Raw genomic sequence first — 21555 nt, forward strand, 5'->3', positions numbered from 1 at the left:
TCGCCCGGCGGGCTACGCCTCCCGGCCGATGGGCTCAACCTCGGCCGGGCTCGAATGCCTGAGCGAGAGCAGGCCGCCGACGGCGAGCGTCACGAGCACGCCGAGCAGCGGGTACCACTGCCACGCGATCCACACCTCGCCCACGACGTACTTTTCCATCACGAAGAAGAACGCGTTGGTTGCGATTGCGCATAGGAACGCGATGTTCGCATCGAGTGTGCGTGCCCGCTTGTTGACGATGCCGAGCACAAACGCGCCGAGCAGCCCGCCGTAGGTAATGCCCGCGATGCCAAGAGCGAGCACCACGATGCTGCCCTCGTCGCTGCGGAAGAACGTTGCGGGCAGAATGAACAAAAGGCCCCATACGATCGTCGCGATGCGCCCCGTTTTGAGCTCGTCGTCCTTCGTCATGGGCGTGCGACGCAGCTTCGCGACGACATCCGTGACGGTCGAGGAGCTGAGCGCCGACAGCGATGACGACAGGGTCGACATCGCCGCCGCAAGAATGCCCGCAAGGAGCAGGCCCGAAACACCCGCAGGCAGGCCCTCGATGATGAACTTCGGGAAGATCTCGTCGTCGCGCGTGAGGCCGAGCGCAGCCGGCGTCGCGTGGTCATACCAGCCCCACAGCGCGAGCCCCACCACGAGGAAGATCGCGAACTGCACGACCACCACGAAGCCCGACGCGATGAGCGCCTTTTGCGCCTCCGCCTTCGTGCGGCACGCGAGCAGGCGCTGCACGATCAGCTGATCCGAACCGTGCGAAGCCATCGCGAAAACGGTGCCACCGAGCAAGGAAGGAATGAGACCCGACGCGCCACTGATGGGGTTCTCGCCAAGGATGAACAGGTTCGTTTTTCCGGCCTCGACCGCATCGGTGAACCACGAGAGCCCAAGCGAGGAGCTCACGACGATGATCGCGAGCAGGCCACCCGCGACATAGAGGCACATTTGCACCACGTCGACCCACACGACCGCGCGAATACCGCCAATAAACGTATAGAGGATCGTGACGACCGCAAGCACGACGATGATGACGAAGTAGTTCGTGTGCACCCCGAGGCCGTCGAGAATGATCTTGAGAGGAATGGCCGCAGCGAGAACGCGGACACCGTCGGCAAGAAGGCGCGTGAACAGGAACGTGACGCCCGCCGTGGTTTGGGTGGCCGAACCGAAGCGCTTGCCGAGGTACGCGTAGGCCGTGACCATTTCGCCGTCGTAATACCGGGGGAGAAGAAGGTAGGCCACGATCACGCGGCCCACGATGTAGCCAAAGCCGAGCTGCAAGTAGCTGATGTCGCCCACGAAACTCATGACCGGGATGCCAATGACCGTGAGCGCACTCGTTTCCGTTGCGACAACGCTCAAGCACACCGCCCACCACGGGATGTCCCGACCGCCGAGGAAGTAGTCCTTGGCGTCCGATTGTTTTCCGCTGAGCTTCAAACCGAGCCAGGCGGTCGCGATGAGGTACGCGATCACCACCACGATGTCGATGACCTGCATAAAAACTCCTAGGGCGTGCATAGTCGTGGTCAAGAGAAACAGCTGTGCGCCGCTCACCAGGAGGTGCGCAACGCTGCGCGTGAAACCATCGTACGGGCAAACCCTAAAATTTGGAAGAAAATTTTACGCTCGGATCTATCGGTCTCTGAGCCCGAGGCAGTTTCTCAACAACCAGGAGATAGGACTCCGTCACGAGTTCACGCACAAGGTTCTCGTTGAGGCTCGGCCCCGCCGTCAACGAAATCCAGTGCCGTTTATTCATGTGGTAGCCAGGGGATATATCGGGGTACATTTCCCGCAGAGCAAAACCATCACTCGGGTCCGCCTTGAGTGTTACCATCGCGACGCCCGTCACCTCGGTTTGCAACATGAAAACCTTGCCGCGCACCTTCCACACGTCCCAATTAGGGCCGAACGGAATCCCTACACTCGTAGCAGGCAGTTCGCCGGCCCGCGCCGCGGCAGCTTCGAAAAGGGCCTCGCCGTCCATCAATCAACCTCCCTCTGTTTTATGGACGTAATTCTGTGTTTAGAACTGAAAGGATTGCAAGCCGATTTTATTACGAAGCGTCAATGACCAAAATGCGAAAATTAAATTCGCACATGTTTCAATCTCTCTCCCGAGAACCCCTGTAGACTTTCGCGGTCGAGACGGTGTTCAAGCAGCACGGTTTCAATCTCTCTCCCGAGAACCCCTGTAGACTTTGCTCGCCTCGCTCGTCATGATCAATAGGGTTTCAATCTCTCTCCCGGGAACCCCTGTAGACTTTCACTGATCTCGTTCCTCACCCCCGCTATGTTTCAATCTCTCTCCCGAGAACCCCTGTAGACTTTCTACGGTCCCGGTTGTGTTGTCGAAGTGGTTTCAATCTCTCTCCCGAGAACCCCTGTAGACTTTTTGTGGGTTAGCGCCCATTGCGCCCCGGGTTTCAATCTCTCTCCCGAGAACCCCTGTAGAGTTTGACTGCCTCGGCGATTTGCTTCGAGACGGTTTCAATCTCTCTCCCGAGAACCCCTGTAGACTTTAGTCATCGCGTGGGACGCCAACGAAACCGTTTCAATCTCTCTCCCGAGAACCCCTGTAGACTTTGGACATGGCGACGAAGCGCGCGAACCACGTTTCAATCTCTCTCCCGAGAACCCCTGTAGACTTTCTGGCAGAACGCGCTCGTCCCTGCCTGGGTTTCAATCTCTCTCCCGAGAACCCCTGTAGACTTTCCGCTTTGCAACCTCTGTGAGGTTCTCGGTTTCAATCTCTCTCCCGAGAACCCCTGTAGACTTTCACGACTCAGCCACCGAGTTGATAACCAGTTTCAATCTCTCTCCCGAGAACCCCTGTAGACTTTCGCACAGCTCACCGACAACACTCTCAAGGTTTCAATCTCTCTCCCGAGAACCCCTGTAGACTTTCTCCAAGACCGCCTCGGCGTGAAGGTGGGTTTCAATCTCTCTCCCGAGAACCCCTGTAGACTTTGTGACGCAATGCTTTTCGGCGACGTGACGTTTCAATCTCTCTCCCGAGAACCCCTGTAGACTTTTCTCGCGCGCCCGGTCGTGGATTGGTTCGTTTCAATCTCTCTCCCGAGAACCCCTGTAGACTTTACGTCCAGTGATGAGGCCCCACGACCACGTTTCAATCTCTCTCCCGAGAACCCCTGTAGACTTTTGGGGCACGGACGGCGACTCTGTACGCAGTTTCAATCTCTCTCCCGAGAACCCCTGTAGACTTTTGTGCTGGCTTTCATGGCTGCCTCCTTGGTTTCAATCTCTCTCCCGAGAACCCCTGTAGACTTTCCCTCGCGCCTAACGTCCTTGGCTCAATGTTTCAATCTCTCTCCCGAGAACCCCTGTAGACTTTAAACCATCCGCGAAAAATGGGGCCGACAGTTTCAATCTCTCTCCCGAGAACCCCTGTAGACTTTTCCCAATACAACAGCAAGAAGCACAATTGTTTCAATCTCTCTCCCGAGAACCCCTGTAGACTTTTTCATTACTGCCCACCCCCGAAGCGCGTGTTTCAATCTCTCTCCCGAGAACCCCTGTAGACTTTAAAAACCGGCAAACTCCAAGCCACCCCAGTTTCAATCTCTCTCCCGAGAACCCCTGTAGACTTTCCGGCCCGCGAGGGCTGAGTGGGGGCTTGTTTCAATCTCTCTCCCGAGAACCCCTGTAGACTTTAAATGAAGGAGAACCAGGTTATGGAGATGTTTCAATCTCTCTCCCGAGAACCCCTGTAGACTTTTCCTCGTGTCGGAGGCGCTTAGGACAGCGTTTCAATCTCTCTCCCGAGAACCCCTGTAGACTTTAACCCCGGCCTCATCATCCACTTCACTAGTTTCAATCTCTCTCCCGAGAACCCCTGTAGACTTTTCAATAATTTTCCGTTCACATCCACACAGTTTCAATCTCTCTCCCGAGAACCCCTGTAGACTTTTGGAAGGAGCTCCAGGACGCGGCGGGCGGTTTCAATCTCTCTCCCGAGAACCCCTGTAGACTTTCAGGTCGCAGGAACCTGCACCTCGACGTGTTTCAATCTCTCTCCCGAGAACCCCTGTAGACTTTCTACCTGCGCCCCGACCTCCTCGAGCAAGTTTCAATCTCTCTCCCGAGAACCCCTGTAGACTTTAACCGCGACACCGACGGCATCCCCACCTGTTTCAATCTCTCTCCCGAGAACCCCTGTAGACTTTAACCACGTGCTCCAAGCGCGTAGACGCTGTTTCAATCTCTCTCCCGAGAACCCCTGTAGACTTTTCACGCTCGATGGGCAAGCGTTCACGGGGTTTCAATCTCTCTCCCGAGAACCCCTGTAGACTTTCTCAACCGGCGAAACCGCTGGTCAGGGTTGGAAAACAAGGGTGGCGAAACTTGCTCAGATGTGGTGCTTGGAAGGTCGGTTTGGCCTTTCATGCACCATTCGCGAAGGTACTGTGCTCAGAAGAATAGTGAGAGCTGCTCCGGAACAGGTTCTGGAGCCTTCTTCTCAGCACCCTCATAGTAAAGAGTGTTGGCCCACTGCGAGTCGGCCACCTGGAGGATCCGAACATTACCGCCAGGCTGGATGTTGGCGGATAAAACCTTCACGTCGAATTCCGACGAAGTCCGGTTGAGGTAGTACTTGACGTATACGCTCCACTGCACCCGCTCGAACCCATGATCCTTAAGAAGGTTCCGATACGTATTGGCCTGCCGACGCTCACTCTTCGTGTTCGTCGGCAAATCAAACATCACGAGCATCCACACAGGATCAGCCATCCCTCAGCTCCCGGACCAGACCGGAACTCGCAGGGACGAGCTTTCACGTTCTACGAACTTACCGTAGGCCTGGCAAAGATCAGTTATTTGCGTGCGAAGCCGAGACCCGTTGCCACCGGACTGGAGTTCTAGAACTCCCGCAAGTGTTTTCTTTGAATCGCGATTGAGCGCGTCGACTCCGGTTTTCACAAGCCCCACAACGGCGCTATCCACCGCTGGCCTAAACGGTTCGATGAGATCGTCGGCCAACGGAAATGGGTTGACAGCACTGCCGTGATGGATCCCGAGCCCCGGCAAAAGACCCGCCGCGCAAATCGAACTCAGAACGCAGCCGCGCAGAATGGTGTACCCATAGTTCAAGGCAGCATTGGCGAAGTCGCTGGACTCTTGGCGGCGAGAAAATCCTGGAAGCACCCGCGACCAGTAATACATGGCTGCGGCTCCCTCAATGTTTGTGCTGTCGCCCGGCTGCACGAGAGTAGAGAGCTCCTTGAGGTGCCGGGAATCGTGAATGTTGCCCACTTCCGAAAGCATGGCTGATTGCCCTAGCACCTTCGCTCGCACGATCCGGCGCCAGGCCGCGTCTTTCGTGCGCTGCTTCAAAGCGGCTTGTGCTCGCTGTCGTGCACCCACGCGTGAAGCATGCGAGAAATGCTGAAGGATCCCGACGGGAAGGTTCCGCCAATCGCACACGATCACCTGGACGTCGAAGCGCTCGGCAGCTGCAACGAGACCGTAGCCCCACGATGCCTTTTGGCCTAAAAGTACTGTTGCGACTGCGTCAAGCGGGACCGGCGTGTCGCCAACAAGGAGCGCGCCACGTTCATACCCCACGAAACCCTTGAACTCGAGGAGGTCTAAAACCCGCCACTTTGACGACATGCCAGAATTCCCAACTTCAGTCCCGTGCGGACTGCTGAGTCATGCGAGCATGAACGTTGAAGCTTTCGGGTAGATGCGCTGGTCCAGAATCCCAACGTGGTCGGCCGAGACCTGTGCGGCGGATAATTCCTGTCCCAGGTGCGGTAAAGAGCGTAGAGTTGCTAAGTTCTATTCCATTCTCGACAATTTTTGCAGCATGTGGACTAATCGCTGCTGTCACTCCCTCTTGGCTAAGAAGAAGCGGTCGTATCACGATCGTGTTGCTCTTTTTTAGTCCTGCGATAGACCAGCTACGTTCTGGGAACTCGCGGAGGAAATTTCCGAAGGCGTTAGCTTCACCTACGAAATCGGCGGGATCAATCTCAAGCTCGTCGCCCTGAGTGATCCAGCCAATTTGTCTGGTAAGGCCTTGTTCCACAGCTGCGCGGACCTTGGGTTGCAGGTCGCGGTGCGACATGGTGTGGAAGGGGATAGGCGCTTCGAAAAGATCGTTGCTGCTCGCGTCTTTGAGAATCTCACCGAACTCGGCTGCGAACACGCGCTGAATGCCGAGCTGAGGGCCCTTCTTGGGATCGTCCCATGTCAGGAGTCGGGCATGGTGCGTTCCTGCTCCGATACGAAGAATGCCACGTGGTGACATCACTGACGGTGCGTCAGCATCGAAGAGCTGCACGGTCTGATTCGCGAGGTAGCGTTCCGGCAATCCTTGCGAGGTAGCGTCAACGTCGATCTTTTTGCTCTTCGTTGAGGTAAAGAGCTTGCGGAGCGCGAGATGAAGTTCGGGGTCTACGAGGCGGTCGATCGCTTGTGCATCCCACTCGCCCCACAGATCGCGTTCAAGAGCTTTCATGACGGTCGCATCGTGAACCGCACCGCGAGACTTGCGCAACCGTATTGGTCGAGTAACCGGGACGCGATTGTTCTCGATCTCCTGTCGCATGAGTTCCGCGAGGGTGGCAATGTTCTTTTGCCACCGGCGGTAGAGCACCTTTTCGGCTTGGTCCGCGCCCTCATAGTCACGCCACTCCGGAGCTTCGCCGGTCACTTCGTGTTCATGCTTGAGGTTCACGCGCGTGAGAAGCACTCGATAGATTGCCGGTGATTGCAGGGTGAGAACCGCGGCGTCGATCGCGTGGTGGCGCGTGTCCAAACGAGATTTGTCGAGCGAACCGCGCAGACGAATGATGTGATCGACCCGCCCGGCGCGGCGAGCTTCACGAGTACCCGAGCCGCCGAAGGCAACAACCGGAACTTCGTCGTGGAAATGGCCGAGAATGCGGCGCGTAATCTCGGTGGCAGCATAGGAAGTTGAGGCCAAGTCTCGCTCATCGATCGGAGGATCGGTGCGCTTTTGCTGGAGGCGTCTCGTGACCTCACGCTTCATTGAGGCCGAGGCGTTGAGCCAGTGCCGCACGCGCTTGGCAGCCTCCTTAACGGATACGCCCTCGCGTTGAGAATCCTCTGCCCACTCGGCGAAGATGCGGTGCGCCTTTGAAGCGTTACATTCGCGACACACTGCCACGAGGTTGCTGCCTTGCGAGGAGCCGCCGCCACGACGGGGAACGATATGGTCGAGCTCGGACGTCGTGGTGGTAATTGGAGTGCCACAGTAGAGGCAGGTGCAATTTTGCCGTTGAACTTGGCGATGGCGGCGAACGTCTAGACGCGAAGGTTCGCTTAGCCCGTCTGCCTGGAGCTCCGCGCGGATACGGTCGCTATCTCGCCGGTTGCGGTTGTTTTCGGCAATGATACTGGAGCGCTGCTCAGCGCCCATCAAACCCGTGCGAACATGCTCAACTGTGACGGATTCTGGTTTTCCGTACTTGCGTTCACAACCGCCGACGAAGCGACGAACGATAGTGAGAACGCGATCCACGGTCGGTTGGCCGGTCTGGTCGTCCCAATCAGGTCGGGGGAGGCGAGACGGATCGATGTTGAACTCTGCCTGGATCGACTCGAATAGATCGGTGCCGTCGTTTTCCATGCGCGCGTTCAAGCGCAGGAGCGTGTCGGTGGAGTACGCCGCACGGCCGCTTTGCAGATCGAGCTCCATCAGGTCGGCCACGGTGTCCTCATCCCATTGGAGAAGAACGTCAGAGAGCCCCGATGCATCTGCCTGTTCTTGAGTGTCAGGTGTCGCGTCTGCAATGAGCTGTGCGAGGAGACTGCGTTCGGCGTAACTCGCGCTTTGCCACCACTCGCGGGCTCCAGCATCGATCTTCTTACCTTTGAAGAACGTGCCGAGGGTTGTCAGCGTGCGGTTCGTTGGGGCGAAGGCCAGCCTCTGGTTCGTTTCGGTGGTGGGAGCGGCCAATGCATGGGCCGAGAAGCCAAGCTCTTCAGCGACATCGGCCCAGGAAAGTGGTTCTTTTTCTCTCCAGCCTGACATGAACTGAAAGGCCGTGAAGCGTTCATCCTTCGTGAGGCGACGGCCACCCTCCGTGCGCACACGCAAGTTAGCTATAGCAGCCAGGATGCGGAAATCCTGGAACTCCAATGCGGCGATGGGAGCACGGTAGAGCTTCGGTTGAAGAGCATCGCGACCAACTCGTTCGCTCGGCACGTGCGGCTTCGTTTGGGCAAACAGAAGCGTGAGGATTTGTGGGAGTTCCTCAGATGGGAGTCCCTGGCGTTCCCAAATGCGTTCGACCTCGTTGATCTGGTCTTCTTGACGCACCTGCCACCCCAGAATGGGAGCAGTGGGGTGTCCAGCAGCGAGAGCCTCTTCGCTACTTCGCTCCAGATCATTGACATTCTTTTTCTGGTTGACGCCTTTGGTGACGGTGATGTTGCGAGGGCGCAGCAGGTAATCACGAGATGCGGCGAGCGCGCCGATCTGTCCGACCGTGGTCGAATCATTGACCTCGTCTCCGAAGTGTTCGCGTGCACGCGCCTGGTTCGCGAGCAGAGTTTCCGAGGGGACGGGCAATTTCCTTGTGGAGGCGAGAGTCTTCCAGGGATTGCGCCAGCCGCGGTGTCGCGCGATGTGCCGAAGGGCAAGAGCGAGATCGTTCTTGAGCTGGGCCGGATCATCAACTTTCGTGCTCACGAGGCGAGCCCGGGCATGCCACGCATCGTATGGCGTGATCTGTGGCTGCACATCCGGGTAGCCGTGTTCGGCAAGGTAGCGGTCGAGGGCCTTCAGGCGCTGGCGCTTCCGTTTGCGCATACGGCGCGTGCGGCGTGCAACGCCCGCTGTTGCCTTGCGGGATTGAGGGGTTTTGCCCGTATCTGGATCGAGACCGCCATCATGGCGAACGACGAGCTTCTCGAGAAAACGCAGAGGAACGCCATTTTCATCGAACTCTACGGCGACGAGGCCGACGGACCGATCACCAACGTCAATACCAACTCGATAAATACATTCAGCCACGATGGCCCCTTTGCGTTTTGCACGACAGTGTGATCTAAGAATATCAACGCAGGTGAGGGACGAAAGCAAAAACGAAGCCCCCCGGTAAACCGAGGGGCTGGAGAATTCACGGTACGAAACCGCTTATTTCAATGTCTCTCCCAAGACATGGCTCGAGCATAACAGGTGAACTCTCGAAGACTCTGCATCATCATTGTGTCGTGCTGCTCGCGTGCCACTTTTGTCGTGAGGTTCGATTAGCCGCGCGGCAAGCGTCGGCCCCGCCCGAGAAGCCTGCCCCCGATCCGGCCGCGCGGGCGCTTGTGGCCCGTGGCCCGGAAAAGCCACAGGAATGGCGCGGGGATTGCGCGCGCGATCGGGGCGCTGAGTGCCCAGCGCCACGGGGCGTTCGAGTCCTTGTTGGGGCGGTGTTCGAGGGCGTGGACGGCGGCTTCGGCAACCTCGTCGGGGGTCATCGTGCCCACGAGCAGCTCGACTTTAGGCACGCGTTTTTCGGAATTGGGGTTGGCTTTGAAGTAGTCGGAGTGGACGCGCGTGGGGGTCAGCGAGCCGACGTTGATTCCGGTGCCGTGAAGGTCCTGGCGCAGAGCCTCGGTGAAGCCGCGAACGGCGTAGCGGGCGGCGGCATATCCCACGGCGCCGGGCCACGCGATCTGGGCGACGGGGGAGTTGATCTGGAAAATCGTGCCGCTGCCGCGGGCGAGCATCGGTTCGATGAGGCCGCGCGTCATGTCGAATGCCGCGAAATAGGGCAGCGCCATCTGTTCGCGCGCTTCCTTGGGGCTCGTCTCCTCGATGCTGATGAAGCGGCCCGATCCGGCGTTGTTGATGAGGATGTCGGGCGTGCCGTGCTCGGCGAGGATCCTCTCGCACACCTCTGCGACGGCGTCGGCATCCGAAAGGTCAACGGGGTAGTACGTCGCGCCGGTCTCCTTCGCGAGCGGCTTGAGCTTCTCCTCGCGCCGGGCGAGCAGGATCAGGCGGCATTCGCTATCGCTGAGCCGTCGAGCGAGAGCCGCGCCAATGCCGGCGGAGGCGCCCGTGATGACGATCAGTTCCGAGGTGAGGGGGCTCGGGGTGCTTTGCGTGCTGTCCATGCGCTTTGTAGCCATGCTTCGAGTCTAGCGAGCGGAAACGTCGCCCACGCCGAGGATCCACTGGATCGCGGCGGTCGCCGCGCCGCGCGCCCAGAAGGCGAAATCGTGCTCGCGAAGCTGAATGTCGAGGCCGCTCGCGCTCACGTGCCTCACTTCGGCGATGCCCGCGTCGAGTTCCTCCTCGTTGCCGGCGAGGAACCGCGCGCCCTCGCCGGAAATCACGACGGCCTGCGGCATCGTGAACGCGGCGGCCGTACCCACGAGTCTCCCTACCTTGCGGGCCGCACGCGCCGACTCCTCGGCGGTGAGGGGGCGGGCGCCGCTCAAATCGGGCCAGTCGGCGCCCCGGATGGCCTCGGTAATCGTGCCGAAACCCGTGTTCTCGTCCGTGATCACCCGCCCGTCCATCACGAGGGCAAACCCCGTGCCAATTCCGACGGTCACCACGATGAACCTCGAGGCCTCAAGGCCCGCGCCGAACCAGTTTTCGGCTTCGGCAAGGGAGGTGAGGTCGTGCACGATGAGGACGGGAAGGCCCGTGAGTTCTTCGAGCTGATCGGCGGCGTGCACGTTTGTCCACTCGAGGAACGGGGCTTCGCGGACGATGCGGCCGCCGTCGATTTGCGCGCCGATATTCACGCCGATGGCGGCGACGGGCAGCGCGGGGTGGGAGGCGGCCAGCGATTCGCGCAGCTGAGCGATGAGGGTGCCTGCTTCGCGGAGAACGGTGTTCGGTCGCAGGTCGGTGAGGCTGAGTGTGCGCGAGTCGAGCACGGTTGCCCGCGCGTCCGTTGCGATTGCCACGAGGGTTTCGTGGGTGATCGACAGCCCGATGAGCGCGAAGCTCGTGAGGTTCACCGAGAGGGGGATTGCGGGCCGGCCAACTTCGCTTGGAACGGGGGCGCCCTGGAGCATGAGCTCCGCTTCAACGAGCGGGGTCGTGACGCGCGTGAGGGAGGCAGCGCTCAGCCCGAGGCGCTCGGCGAGCTGCGTGCGCGGAAGCGGCCCGTAGCGGAGCAGCTCGAGATACACGCGCCTTGCCGACGGCGGGAGCGTGTCGAGCGTGAGGCGCTCGGGAACGGAAGGGGTGTTCACGGTACTCAACTTTGCCAGATGCGGGGGTGGGGCGGGGTGCGGAATCGGGCCGTTAATGGGCTCCATTGATCCGCGCTGGGACGCGCGCGAGGGGGTGTTGGTGTGATCGCCTCGATTCGGTCTGTGCTTGACGCGAGTTTATTTTATAACGAAAATAATAGGGTCATTGAAGACGCACCTCAAGGAGAAACCATGGCGACCACCACCCGTCGCGGCTTCCTCGCGGGAATGGCGGGTCTCGGGACCCTCGGCGCGCTCGCGGGATGCGGCGGCTCGAACTCGGGCGGCACCTCGCTCGAATACTTCCAGTTCAAATCCGAGGCGATCGACCTGTTCAACTCGATTTGCGAGGAGTACAACGCGCAAGCGAAGAACGTCCGCGTGCGACAAAACTTCCAGGCCGACAACGTGACGGCGCTGCGCGTGCGGCTCGTGAAGAACAGCATGCCGGACATCGTCTCGATCAACGGCGACTACAACTTCGGCTCCATCGCCCGCTCGGGCGTGTTCTACGACTTCGCGAAAACCGACCTTCTCGACAAGGTGCAAGAGGGCGTCGGCGCAATCCTCCCGAGCCTCGGCGCGGGTGCCGACGGCGAAGTCAACGGTCTGCCGCTTTCCACCAACGGCTCGGGAATGATCTACAACAAAGACATTTTCGACGACTTCGGCATCGAGCCGCCGAAGACGTGGGACGACCTCATCGCCGCGGCCGAAGAGTTCGCCGCGGGCGGCGTCGACCCGTTCTACTGGGGCTTCCGCGACAACTGGACCGGCGCCCCCATGTTCTCGTCGATCTCCGGCAACTTCCTGCCGGACGTCGCCGAGTGGTACCAGAAGCGCCTCGAGGGCGACACGACCTTCGAGGACCTCCGCCCCGTGCTCGAGAAGATGAACCAGATTGCCAAGATGGGCAATAAGAACAAGTACGAGGTCGACTACAACGGCGGCAACCAGGGCTTTGCCCAAGGTAAAGCCGCGATCTACGTGCACGGCACCTACGCGATCCCCGCGATCCGCTCCTACAACCCCGACATCAACCTCGGCACCTTCGCGACGCCCGCCGACGACCCCGCTGACACGCGCGTGGTTTCCGGCGTGGACGTGGCCCTCACGATGGGCGTTGAGCCCGAGCACGAAGAAGAAGCCCTCGACTTCATGCGCTACCTCATGAAGGAAGAAAACGTGCTCGCCTACTGCAAGGAGCAGGTCGCCTTCCCAACCCTCAAGGACACCGAGACCGACGACCCGGCCCTCCAGGGCCTCCAGGAGTACTTCGCGAACGACCTCATCGCGACCTACTCCGACCACAACTTCCCGCAGGGAGTGAACCTCAACAACTACATGCAGCAGTTCCTGATCGACCACAACATCGACGCGTTCATTAAGACGCTCGATACGCAGTGGGACAAGGTCGCAAAGCGCATGGCCGCGACGGCGTAAGGAGAAGCCACCGTGTCTACAACGCACACAAAACCCGGCTCCGCGCCGGCACTACGCTCAAAGAAAAAGCGGATCGATCCCGCCCACATTTGGATGGTCATTCCCGCCATCATCATTTTCGTGGCCCTGCTCGTGTGGCCTCTCATCCAGGGCATCTTCTACACGTTCACGAACTACCAGGGCTACGGTGACTGGCGATTCGTGGGCCTCGACAACTACAAGTTCCTGTTCCAGGACGACGTGATCTGGGGAAGCTACGGCTTCACGTTCCTCTTCGCGATCTCCTCGACGCTCGCGACGAACGTCATCGCGATGGTTCTCGCGCTCTTGCTGAACTCGGCAATCAAGGCGAAGAACCTTTTTCGCGGGATCTTCTTCCTCCCGTACATGCTCCCCGTGCTGATCGTCTCGTACATCTTCAGCTACCTGTTCACGAACAATATTCCGCTGATCGGCCAGTGGCTCGGTTGGGACTGGCTCAGCACCTCGCTGCTCGCCAACGAAAGCCTCGCATGGCTCGCGATCGTGTTCGTGGGCGTGTGGCAGGGCGTCGCCTTCACGACCCTCATCTACATCTCGGGCCTGCAAACCGTGCCCGAAGAGGTCTACGAAGCGGCCTCGCTCGACGGCGCGAACAAGTGGAAGCAGTTCTGGAAAATCACCTTCCCGCTCATCATGCCGTTCTTCACGATCAACGTCGTGTTGAGCTTCAAGAACTCCCTCGGCGTATTCGACCAGGTCGTTGCCCTCACCGAGGGCGGCCCTGGCACCGCCACCCAATCCATCTCGTTCTTGATCTTCAAGAACGGCTTCCAGGGCGGCGAATTCGCCTACCAGACGGCGAACGGCGTCATCTACTTCATCATCCTCATCGTGCTGTCGTTCGCACAGCTGCGATTCCTCCAGTCGAAGGAGGTCAACTGACATGAGTACCCAGTCGATCCCCACCCCGGGTGCCGCAGAAACACCCACGAACGAAGGCATCGAGAAGGGCGGAGCAAGCGTCGGAAAGCCCCCGCGCCACAAGCGCCGCTACCGCCTCCACCGCACCAACTGGTGGGCGACCGCCCTCGTGGCCGTTCTTTCCCTGACGATCCTCGTGCCGCTGTACTTCGCGGTGGTGACCGCGTTCAAAACGGCACCCGAGCTCGCCGAGAGCGGCTTCGGGCTCCCGCACCAGTGGAACCTCGACAACTTCGTGGAGGCCTGGCGCCTCACCGAGTTTCCGAAGCGCCTCATGACGAGCGCGATCATCACGGTCGGCGCCGTGATCGTCACGCTGCTCACGAACTCGATGGTGGCCTATGCGATCGCGCGAAACCTCCACCGCAAGAGCTTCAAGTTCCTCTACTACTTCTTCGTGGCGGCGCTCTTCGTGCCGTTCCCGATCATCATGCTGCCCGTCGTGAAGCAGACGGCCGCGCTCGGCATCGACAACGAGGCCGGCCTGATCCTCCTGTACACCGTGTACGGGCTCGCGATGAACATCCTGCTCTACGTGAGCTTCTTGAAGTCGCTTCCCGAAGAGCTCGAAGAGGCCGCACGCCTCGAAGGCGCCTCCACGTGGACCGTATTCTGGAAGATCGTGTTCCCGCTCATGGCCCCCATGAACGCGACGGTTGGCATCCTCACGTGCCTGTGGTCGTGGAACGACTTCATGCTGCCCCTCGTGATCCTCTCCGATCCCGATTCGCAGACCCTGCCGCTCGCGCAATACGTGTTCCAGGGCCAGTTCAACACGAACTACCCGGTCTCCTTCGCGAGCTACCTCATGGCGATCGCGCCCATGATGCTCGTGTACGTGTTCGCGCAGAAGTGGATCATCTCGGGCGTCATGCGAGGCTCGACCAAGTAATTCGGGCGCATGCGTGCGCCGCGAGCGTGGCTGCTGTTCTTGCTCGTTCCCGCTGCTCTTGCTCGTGGCCGCTGTTTTTGCTCGAGCCCGTCACTCTCGATGAAGAAAAGGCCGCTCCCCACCCGCGCTGTGCGGGCAGGGAGCGATTTTCTTTATGAAGTGGAACGGTTTGGCCGGTGAACCATCGGGCGGGGCCGTGTGCCGCGCCGCACCGCCGCGCATGACGACCGAAGCCCCGGCGGCGGGGCGGGATCAGCTGATGAGAGCTGCGAGCCTCTCGCGCTCAGCCTCAACATTCGCGCCCGCGCCTTCCGCAATCAGAGCGAGAGCAAGCGCCATGCCGAGCGCCCCCGGGTCAGGCGTGCCGAGCACGCGATCGCCGAGGTAGCTCGAACGCCCGCGACCGCTCGACATGTCCTTCGTGGACTCCGCGCCGTCGATGCCGGCGCCGATCGCCGTGGCATCCAGGCTCTCAGCTCCCGAGCCGGCAACTGCCTCGAGAACATCCACGATTGTGCGATCGCCCGGCTCCGCGCCACCCACGCGCGTCACCGCGGCGCGGGCCTGCCTCACACCCTCGACGAGCGTGCGGCCATCCTTCGCGGCCGCCGCAATTTCCTGGAAGGCGAGGCCAAACAGCGGGCCGGAGGAGCCACCGGTGTCGTTGAGGAAGCCCTCCGCGATCGAATTGAGATCCGCCGCGAGATCGGCGTCCGCCCCGCTCGCGTGCGCAAGCGTCGCCTTCGCCGCATTCGCGAGGTTCGTGCCCACGTCGCCATCGCCGGCCTTCTGGTCGATCTCATCAAGCGCCGCGCGCGAGTGTGCGAGCGTCTCCACAAACCGGGTCAGCCATTCCGACGCCTGCTTTGTCCCAGCCGAAGCCTCATGTTCACCATTGCCTTCGCCCGCGTTTTCGGCCTCGCGGCCCGCGTGCACGTCGAAGTCGTCCGGGAGGGGGCGCGGCGAGGGCAGGGCGACCGTGTCGTGCGGCGCGCACACGTACTCGACCCATTCTTCGTTGAGCGCGGTGAGCGTGAGCGAGAAGCCGGCCATGTCGAGCGCCGTCGTGTAGTTGCCGGAGAAGGCGATGCGCACGTTGACACCCGCATCGGCGAGCGCCTCGTGGGCCGCGGCCTGGATATGCAGCAGCTCGAGTGGGGCGAGACCCCCGAGGCCGTTGACGAATAGCAGCGCTCCCGAGCCCGCTTCGAGCTTTTCGGTGAGGGCCTCGCGCAGCTCGGAAACCATGCGCTGCGCGAGCTTTTCAAGCGTCGGCTGTTCGATCGTTTCTTTCGCGCTTTCCCCGTGGATGCCCACGCCGTATTCGAGCTCGCCCGCGTTCACGTCGAATGCGAGCTGGTCAGCGCCGGGGGAGGTGTGGGCGCGGCGCGCGACCGAGAGCGAGCGAGTGGCTGCCACGAGCGCATCGCCGAGCTCTTTGAGTTCGCCGAGGCTCAGGCCTGAGTCTGCCGCAGCGCCGAGGATCTTCTCGACGAGGGTCGTCCCGGCGATACCGCGGCGGCCCACGGCGCCCGCATCGGTGCCAAGATCGTCATCGACGAGGACCTGCGCGCTCTCGATCCCTTCGGCCGAAAGGCGCTCCGCCGCAATATTGAAGTTGATGCAATCGCCCGTGTAGTTCTTGACGATGTGGAGCACGCCGCCGTCCTTTGCTACGGCGCGGCTCGCCTCGAAAATCTGGCGCGAATGCGGGGAGGTGAACACTTCGCCCGGCACCGCTGCATCGAGGCCTCCGCGCCCCACGAATCCCGCGTGCATGGGCTCGTGGCCAGCGCCGCCGCCGCTCACGAGCGCGACGGTCCGTTCCGGAGCAGGCTTCGCCGCGCTCACGAAGTACGGGTCGCGCGAAAGGGTGACGGTGTCACCTGCCGCTGCGGCAATCGCGGTAAGCGCATAGAACGATGGGGACGCAGAATCTGAGTAAAACGCCGGCACGGGAAACCTCCTGTGGTTGATGTGCGCTGGTGGCCTCACGGTAACAATCGGCGATTGATCGCTGCTGATGGCGTCGAGGAGCTCAACTGGCGCGAGGGCTCACCGTGAGGAACGGTGGTGCGCTGAGGAGCGCCAAGCGTCGGACCGAAAACCCCACCGCAAAACCCAGCCGGAAAGCCCGGCCGGAAAACCCCAGCCGACACAACCCCGCCGATAAAAATCCCGTTTTCCCACAGGCTTTCTTTTGCGGAGAAAAAATCTCGACTACCGTGGAGACATGAACGACAATCTTCGCCCCATGCCCCCGCTTGCCCACGCCCCCGGCGCCGACCAACCCGACTGGTGGAAGAACGGCGTCGTGTATCAGATCTACCCCCGTTCGTTCGCCGACGCGAACGGCGACGGCATCGGTGACCTCCGCGGCATCATCAACCATGTTGACTATCTGGCCGCACTCGGCATCCAGACCGTGTGGCTCTCGCCGATCTACCCCTCGCCGCAGGACGACAACGGCTACGACATCGCCAACTACCGCGATATCGAACCGATGTTCGGCACCCTCGATGACTTCGACGAACTCATCGAAAAGCTCCACGCGAACGGCATCCGCCTCGTCATGGATCTCGTCGTCAACCACTCGAGCGACGAACACGAATGGTTCCTCGAATCCCGCTCCTCGCGCACGAACCCGAAGCGCGACTGGTACATCTGGCGTGATGCTCGCGAAGTGGAAGGTTTGAAGCCAGGCGAGCGCGGCACCGAACCCAACAACTGGGACTCCGCCTTCAGCGGCCCCGGCTGGCAGTGGGACGAGAAGACCGAGCAGTTCTACCTGCACATGTTTTCCCGCAAACAGCCCGACCTCAACTGGGAAAACCCCGAAGTCCGCGAGGCCGTGTACGACATGATGCGCTGGTGGCTCGACCGCGGCGTGGACGGCTTCCGCATGGACGTCATCAACCTCATCTCGAAGCCCGAAGGCCTCCCCGACGGCCCGCCCACGCAGGACGGCCTCGGCTCCGCCTTCGCGATGGTCATGACCGGCCCGCGCTTCCACGAATTCATGCAGGAGATGCGCCGCGAGGTGTTTGACCGATACCCCAAGACGTTCGTGAACGTCGGTGAAACCCCGGGCATCACCGCCCACGACGCGCTCTTGACCTCGAATCCCGAGCGTCGCGAACTCGAAATGGTGTTCCAGTTCGAGCACGTCGGCCTCGAGCACGAGGGGCACAAGTTCAACCCGTCGCGCCCGCTGCCGCTTCACGAACTCGCCGGCAACCTCGCCCGCTGGGATCGCGAAGTCGCCGAAGAAGGCGGCTGGAACTCCCTCTACTTCGAAAACCACGACCAGCCCCGCTCCGTGTCCCGCTGGGGCGACGACGACCCCGCGTGGCGTGTGCGCAGCGCGAAGGCGCTCGCGGGCATGCTCCACGCGCATCGCGGCACCCCGTACGTGTACCAGGGCCAGGAACTCGGCCAAGTGAACTTCCCGTGGGAGCGCCTCGAGCAGTTCCGCGACATCGAGGTCCTCAACTACGTGCGCGAATCCGAGCAGTTCGGTCACGGCAGCTTCGAGGAACTCCTGCCCGGCATCAGCGACATGAACCGCGACAACGCCCGCACACCCATGCCCTGGACTGCCGCGGTTGATTCTGGTGCCGGCTTCGGTGAGGGTGAACCGTGGATCGCCGTGAACCCCTCTGCCGCTGACGGCGTCAACGCCGCCGACCAGGTTGGGGTCGAGGGCTCGGTTTTCGAGTTCTACCGCGCCCTCATCGCGCTGCGCAAGAGCGAGCCACTCCTCGTCTCGGGCGGCTTCGAGCTGCTCGGCCCGGTCGAAAGCATGGGGGAGGGCCTGCCGGGCCAGTCCGGCCCGTCGCGTGTGTGGGCCGTGCGCAGGTTCAGCGCGGGGGAGGGGTCCGACGCCTCCTCGCTCATCGCCGTTGCCAATTTCTCGCGCGAGGCCGTCGAGCTTAGTTCCGACGTGTGGCCCGAAGGCGCCGAGCTCGTGCTGTCGAACGTCGCCGAAGGCGAACGCGCCGGTGAGCAGAAGCTCGGTGGATGGGAGTTCGCGCTGCTCAAGGCGTGAGCTTCTCATCGTTGATGAAGAACGGAGGCGCCCGGCGGAAATGATCCGTCGGGCGCCTCCGTTTGCTATATCAAAAGCTATTTGGTCTCGCTGCGATGAAGATGCTTCCGCTAGGCGCTGAGAGAATCAGCTTAAAGCGAATATCTAACTGGATCAAAGGCGCTAATTGTGCGCTATCGAAGCATGATCTTGGTGAGAGACTGGCTTTATTTGCAGCTGATTTGTCACTCGTGCGTGACCTGCGCTATAGCTCCATGAAGGGTGAATGTGTAAAAGAAAGTTGCAAGTGCCCCCTGCTAACTCTTTCCATCGTTCACAATCGCGTCAAACAAAGCATCAATTGCACGCTTTCGCACGTCCGGTTGGTCGAGAGCGTTCGAAACGTTAGGATTACGACTGAACTGTCGACCTGGGGCGTTCACGAACTCCTGTTTGAGGCGCAAAATCTCCTGACCTGAAGCCTTGTGCCCACCAATGACTTCGCCATTGTAGAGTTCGGGTCGCCCAGATTCCTCAAGCGGTGCATGCATGCGGTAATCGACATAGCTATCTTCAGGATGATTGAGAATATCGCGCGGGACGTCCTCGAACTGCTTGAAGGAGCCGCGGTTCAGATTGCTGTCTTGCCCGGTGAAGTTGGCAGCTCCGATGTTCGGGAAAAGGTTGGCTGGAAGCAGATGGCCGGCATCGTCGTGAGGCGGACGCGTCCCGTGTTCTTTGGTATAAGCCTCCACTTCCTCCGGGGTATGCGAGATTTGTCCATTCTTCTCGACGAAACTACGACCGTCGTGGCCATCCTTACGAATCGGGTCATCGGAAGAAAAGGCGCGGTCTGTAAGTCCCCTCGCATCGGCTTCGCCAAGGACTTTCCCATCTTCATTACGGAAACTCCTTTGGATGTGTGCCTCCGCACCGTGATCCCACTGGAGGTACCCATGTCGAGATCGAGTTCCGATTTCATCTATAACCGTGGCCTCCGGGATGAGGTCGGAATCCGCAGCCACAGATGCGCTCCACTCTCGGGGCGGCACCGGACTGAGAGGGGGCTCGATGGGGCCGTCGGTGACCAGGTGCTCGGTGACGTCGAAGTAATGAACCTCAGGTGGTGGGGCAATGGAATTGTTCGCAGAGAACTTAGGTTTATCGGTGCCCAGTCGAAGATTCTCAAGAACGTTAGGATTCTCGAGCATTGCAGAGTGAAGATCTCTTACGGAATCTGGGTCGTAAATGTATCGAATAGATGCCGCATTCTGGCTGTTCCCCAAGGCATCATAAGCAGCCGCGAGGTCGGCACGCCGTCTCGAATTTGTGTATTCGAGGTCAGTCATTAACGTTTCTGTGGGCTTTTCAGCCTCGCGCCAGCTTTGATTCAGGCGATCCTTGAAAGTGAGTTCTGGTTTGTTCTCCGGTTTTGATGCCTGGTTCTGCACCTCTACATCGGTGCCCGGGCTCACGGTGGAGGTCGAGTTAGTGCCCCGACTTCCGCCACTGGGGTGTGGTGTAGTTTCAGGAACTATTTCGTTGGCATCCTTCAGTACCGGCTTCCCTGATGCACCTGCGCCACTTCGTGCTGCAGGCTTTCCCGCAGCTCGAGCAGCAGCACTGCTTGCAGATTCGGCAACATCGCGAGTACCTGCTCTCACGCCAGCCTCTGCCATGTTCTTCGCGGCTCCGGCCCCGGCGGCACGTGCGGCGCCACCTGATCCGCCCGTGGCGACCGAGAGCAGTACGTCGGGCGCTAGATAACCAAGGGAGTGCCCGGGATCGTAGAGGAAATCGACGTACTTGCTACGGCCCCACGTCAAAGCGCGGCCGAGCAGCTGTTCATTCATGTACTTTCGATCTTCCGGACTTCCCACGAGGTAGGAGTTAAGGCTCCGGACCGCTGAAAAGAGACGGTCCTTATTCTGCCAAGCCTTCATACCTAAACCGAGCGCAATGCCGGCCGGACCGAACGCGCCGTAGGGGCCGACGAGGGTATTCGCCAGATCAATCGTGTCCTTGATCCAGTCCAATACGCCTCGAGCAAAAGCTTCCTTCGCTTCCGGAGTCGCCAGCGCGAGAAGCGCAGTGGCGAAACTGAGATCTCCCTGTGCGGCGCTCAAGAACCGTGAAGCGAGATCAGAGTCGGCGTCCTTCAGGTCACCGCGGAGCTTTTCGACCTCCGCCGCAAGCTCGGAGAGCTTCCGCTCGGCGGCGGCGATAAGTGCGTCACGCTCAGTGTTTGGTACTTCGTGTGTCTCGCCATCAGCGTCAGTCTCAGTGACGGTCTCCGGAAGTGATTCGGCGTAGCTGAGATCGGCGAGAGCCGATTCAATGTCTCGTTTGAGCGACTCCTTACGCTTCTCGAAATCGCTTAGCTTATCCGCGTATTCGTCCAGATTTTTCTTGGCCTCGGAAGTACTTCTTTGGAGTTCGGAGGCAATCTCGTTGGGCTGCCGCATCGCTGCGTGAAGCTTCGAAGCCTCGGGTGCAGAGTAAGTATTGCGCAAGCCAGACCAAATTTCAGTTGCAGAGCCCATAAGGTCTGCTGCGCGACTGCCGATCCATTTGATGTCTGCGCCTAGCTGACGAACGGTTTCCGGGCTATCGATATCCGGGAGGTCTGCAACGGAAATCATTTCACGACCTCCCCAGGAAAGTGAATAACCGGAATTGAGGCAATAGCATTTTTAGCTTCCTCGCTCATTTCGGTGTCGCCGGCCCTATAGGCATTGATTGCGTCAGCTGCCGCTCTCGTTGATTTTGAAGTCATGTTGCGTGTCGCGTTGACCTCACCCGTTACGAAATGCTCTAAGTAAGAGAGCACCGCCGTTTTGCTTTGGGGGCTGTGCTCAAAAGCAGCTGGCGTTGTATTTATTGCATTTTGCGTGTCCTTTGATGCTTCTTCCAGGTCAGACACTACTGCGGTCGTGTTTTCAACGATTCGTCTGGATGCATCAGGTTGGATATCGAATGACATGGTTGTGTCCCCCTTGGGAAGGTGCAGCAATGGCCGGCA

14 protein-coding genes and 1 CRISPR repeat array are annotated in these 21555 nt (G+C 60.3%); of the genes, 4 read left to right on the top strand and 10 right to left on the bottom strand.

Annotation, left to right across the window (positions count from 1 at the left end; translation table 11 throughout):
* Positions 1 to 12: 12 nt before the first annotated feature.
* The 7 genes from DEHOM01_RS08060 to DEHOM01_RS08090 all read right to left on the bottom strand — a co-directional run bounded on the left by DEHOM01_RS08060 (position 13) and on the right by DEHOM01_RS08090 (position 11208).
* Complete coding sequence (locus tag DEHOM01_RS08060; protein WP_061212294.1) at positions 13 to 1506, bottom strand: sodium:solute symporter; 1494 nt, start codon at positions 1504 to 1506, stop codon at positions 13 to 15.
* A gap of 103 nt (positions 1507 to 1609) precedes the next feature.
* Complete coding sequence (locus DEHOM01_RS08065; RefSeq protein ID WP_061212295.1) at positions 1610 to 1996, bottom strand: MmcQ/YjbR family DNA-binding protein; 387 nt, start codon at positions 1994 to 1996, stop codon at positions 1610 to 1612.
* Positions 1997 to 2111: 115 nt separating this feature from the next.
* Positions 2112 to 4324: a CRISPR direct-repeat array (repeat unit 36 nt; unit sequence GTTTCAATCTCTCTCCCGAGAACCCCTGTAGACTTT).
* A gap of 116 nt (positions 4325 to 4440) precedes the next feature.
* Complete coding sequence (gene cas2, locus DEHOM01_RS08070; RefSeq protein WP_082738800.1) at positions 4441 to 4761, bottom strand: CRISPR-associated endonuclease Cas2; 321 nt, start codon at positions 4759 to 4761, stop codon at positions 4441 to 4443.
* A 3-nt stretch (positions 4762 to 4764) separates the two neighbouring features.
* Positions 4765 to 5643 (bottom strand): type II CRISPR-associated endonuclease Cas1, encoded by an 879-nt coding sequence (cas1, locus tag DEHOM01_RS08075; protein ID WP_061212297.1) that lies wholly within the window; start codon positions 5641 to 5643, stop codon positions 4765 to 4767.
* 16 nt (positions 5644 to 5659) lie between these two features.
* Positions 5660 to 9016, bottom strand: a complete 3357-nt coding sequence (gene cas9, locus DEHOM01_RS08080) for a type II CRISPR RNA-guided endonuclease Cas9 (protein ID WP_061212298.1) — start codon at positions 9014 to 9016, stop codon at positions 5660 to 5662.
* Between the two features lie 236 nt (positions 9017 to 9252).
* Positions 9253 to 10128 (bottom strand): SDR family NAD(P)-dependent oxidoreductase, encoded by an 876-nt coding sequence (locus DEHOM01_RS08085; RefSeq protein WP_061212299.1) that lies wholly within the window; start codon positions 10126 to 10128, stop codon positions 9253 to 9255.
* Positions 10129 to 10137: 9 nt separating this feature from the next.
* Positions 10138 to 11208: an ROK family transcriptional regulator gene (locus DEHOM01_RS08090; protein ID WP_061212300.1), complete on the bottom strand. Its 1071-nt coding sequence runs from the start codon at positions 11206 to 11208 to the stop codon at positions 10138 to 10140.
* A 192-nt stretch (positions 11209 to 11400) separates the two neighbouring features.
* Between DEHOM01_RS08090 and DEHOM01_RS08095 the strand changes: the two genes are divergently transcribed.
* Genes DEHOM01_RS08095 through DEHOM01_RS08105 form a run of 3 tightly spaced genes read left to right on the top strand, consistent with a single transcriptional unit; the run spans position 11401 to position 14506 of the window.
* Positions 11401 to 12651 carry an ABC transporter substrate-binding protein gene (locus tag DEHOM01_RS08095; protein ID WP_061212301.1) on the top strand — a complete coding sequence of 417 codons (1251 nt, stop codon included), beginning with the start codon at positions 11401 to 11403 and terminating at the stop codon, positions 12649 to 12651.
* Positions 12652 to 12663: 12 nt separating this feature from the next.
* Entirely contained in the window at positions 12664 to 13575 is a 912-nt protein-coding gene (locus tag DEHOM01_RS08100; protein WP_061212302.1) for a carbohydrate ABC transporter permease, read from the top strand.
* Between the two features lies 1 nt (position 13576).
* Positions 13577 to 14506, top strand: coding sequence for a carbohydrate ABC transporter permease (locus DEHOM01_RS08105; RefSeq protein WP_082738802.1), 930 nt, complete (start codon positions 13577 to 13579; stop codon positions 14504 to 14506).
* Positions 14507 to 14758: 252 nt separating this feature from the next.
* Here the strand turns inward: DEHOM01_RS08105 and DEHOM01_RS08110 are convergent, their stop codons facing one another.
* Positions 14759 to 16462: a dihydroxyacetone kinase subunit DhaK gene (locus DEHOM01_RS08110; RefSeq protein ID WP_061212303.1), complete on the bottom strand. Its 1704-nt coding sequence runs from the start codon at positions 16460 to 16462 to the stop codon at positions 14759 to 14761.
* Between the two features lie 277 nt (positions 16463 to 16739).
* Here DEHOM01_RS08110 and DEHOM01_RS08115 point away from each other — a divergent pair, with 277 nt between their 5' ends.
* Positions 16740 to 18554: an alpha-glucosidase gene (locus DEHOM01_RS08115; RefSeq protein WP_061212304.1), complete on the top strand. Its 1815-nt coding sequence runs from the start codon at positions 16740 to 16742 to the stop codon at positions 18552 to 18554.
* A 296-nt stretch (positions 18555 to 18850) separates the two neighbouring features.
* Here the strand turns inward: DEHOM01_RS08115 and DEHOM01_RS08120 are convergent, their stop codons facing one another.
* The gene (locus DEHOM01_RS08120) at positions 18851 to 21175 is read right to left on the bottom strand and encodes a hypothetical protein (RefSeq protein WP_061212305.1); all 2325 of its coding nucleotides are present in this window, start codon (positions 21173 to 21175) and stop codon (positions 18851 to 18853) included.
* Positions 21172 to 21555, bottom strand: a 384-nt coding sequence (locus tag DEHOM01_RS10000) for a DUF6507 family protein (RefSeq protein ID WP_217998005.1), incomplete at its 5' end; no start/stop codon positions are given. The genes DEHOM01_RS10000 and DEHOM01_RS08120, both read right to left, overlap by 4 nt.

It is taken from the genome of Dermabacter hominis NBRC 106157 (genome assembly GCF_001570785.1).
Classification (GTDB): Bacteria; Actinomycetota; Actinomycetes; order Actinomycetales; family Dermabacteraceae; genus Dermabacter; species Dermabacter hominis.

Coding starts and splice junctions, on each gene's coding strand:
- DEHOM01_RS08060 (WP_061212294.1), bottom strand. CDS start 1,506: ATGCAGGTCATCGACATCGTGGTGGTGATCGCGTACCTCATCGCGACC.
- DEHOM01_RS08065 (WP_061212295.1), bottom strand. CDS start 1,996: ATGGACGGCGAGGCCCTTTTCGAAGCTGCCGCGGCGCGGGCCGGCGAA.
- cas2 (WP_082738800.1), bottom strand. CDS start 4,761: ATGGCTGATCCTGTGTGGATGCTCGTGATGTTTGATTTGCCGACGAAC.
- cas1 (WP_061212297.1), bottom strand. CDS start 5,643: ATGTCGTCAAAGTGGCGGGTTTTAGACCTCCTCGAGTTCAAGGGTTTC.
- DEHOM01_RS08085 (WP_061212299.1), bottom strand. CDS start 10,128: ATGGCTACAAAGCGCATGGACAGCACGCAAAGCACCCCGAGCCCCCTC.
- DEHOM01_RS08095 (WP_061212301.1), top strand. CDS start 11,401: ATGGCGACCACCACCCGTCGCGGCTTCCTCGCGGGAATGGCGGGTCTC.
- DEHOM01_RS08105 (WP_082738802.1), top strand. CDS start 13,577: ATGAGTACCCAGTCGATCCCCACCCCGGGTGCCGCAGAAACACCCACG.
- DEHOM01_RS08115 (WP_061212304.1), top strand. CDS start 16,740: ATGAACGACAATCTTCGCCCCATGCCCCCGCTTGCCCACGCCCCCGGC.
- DEHOM01_RS08120 (WP_061212305.1), bottom strand. CDS start 21,175: ATGATTTCCGTTGCAGACCTCCCGGATATCGATAGCCCGGAAACCGTT.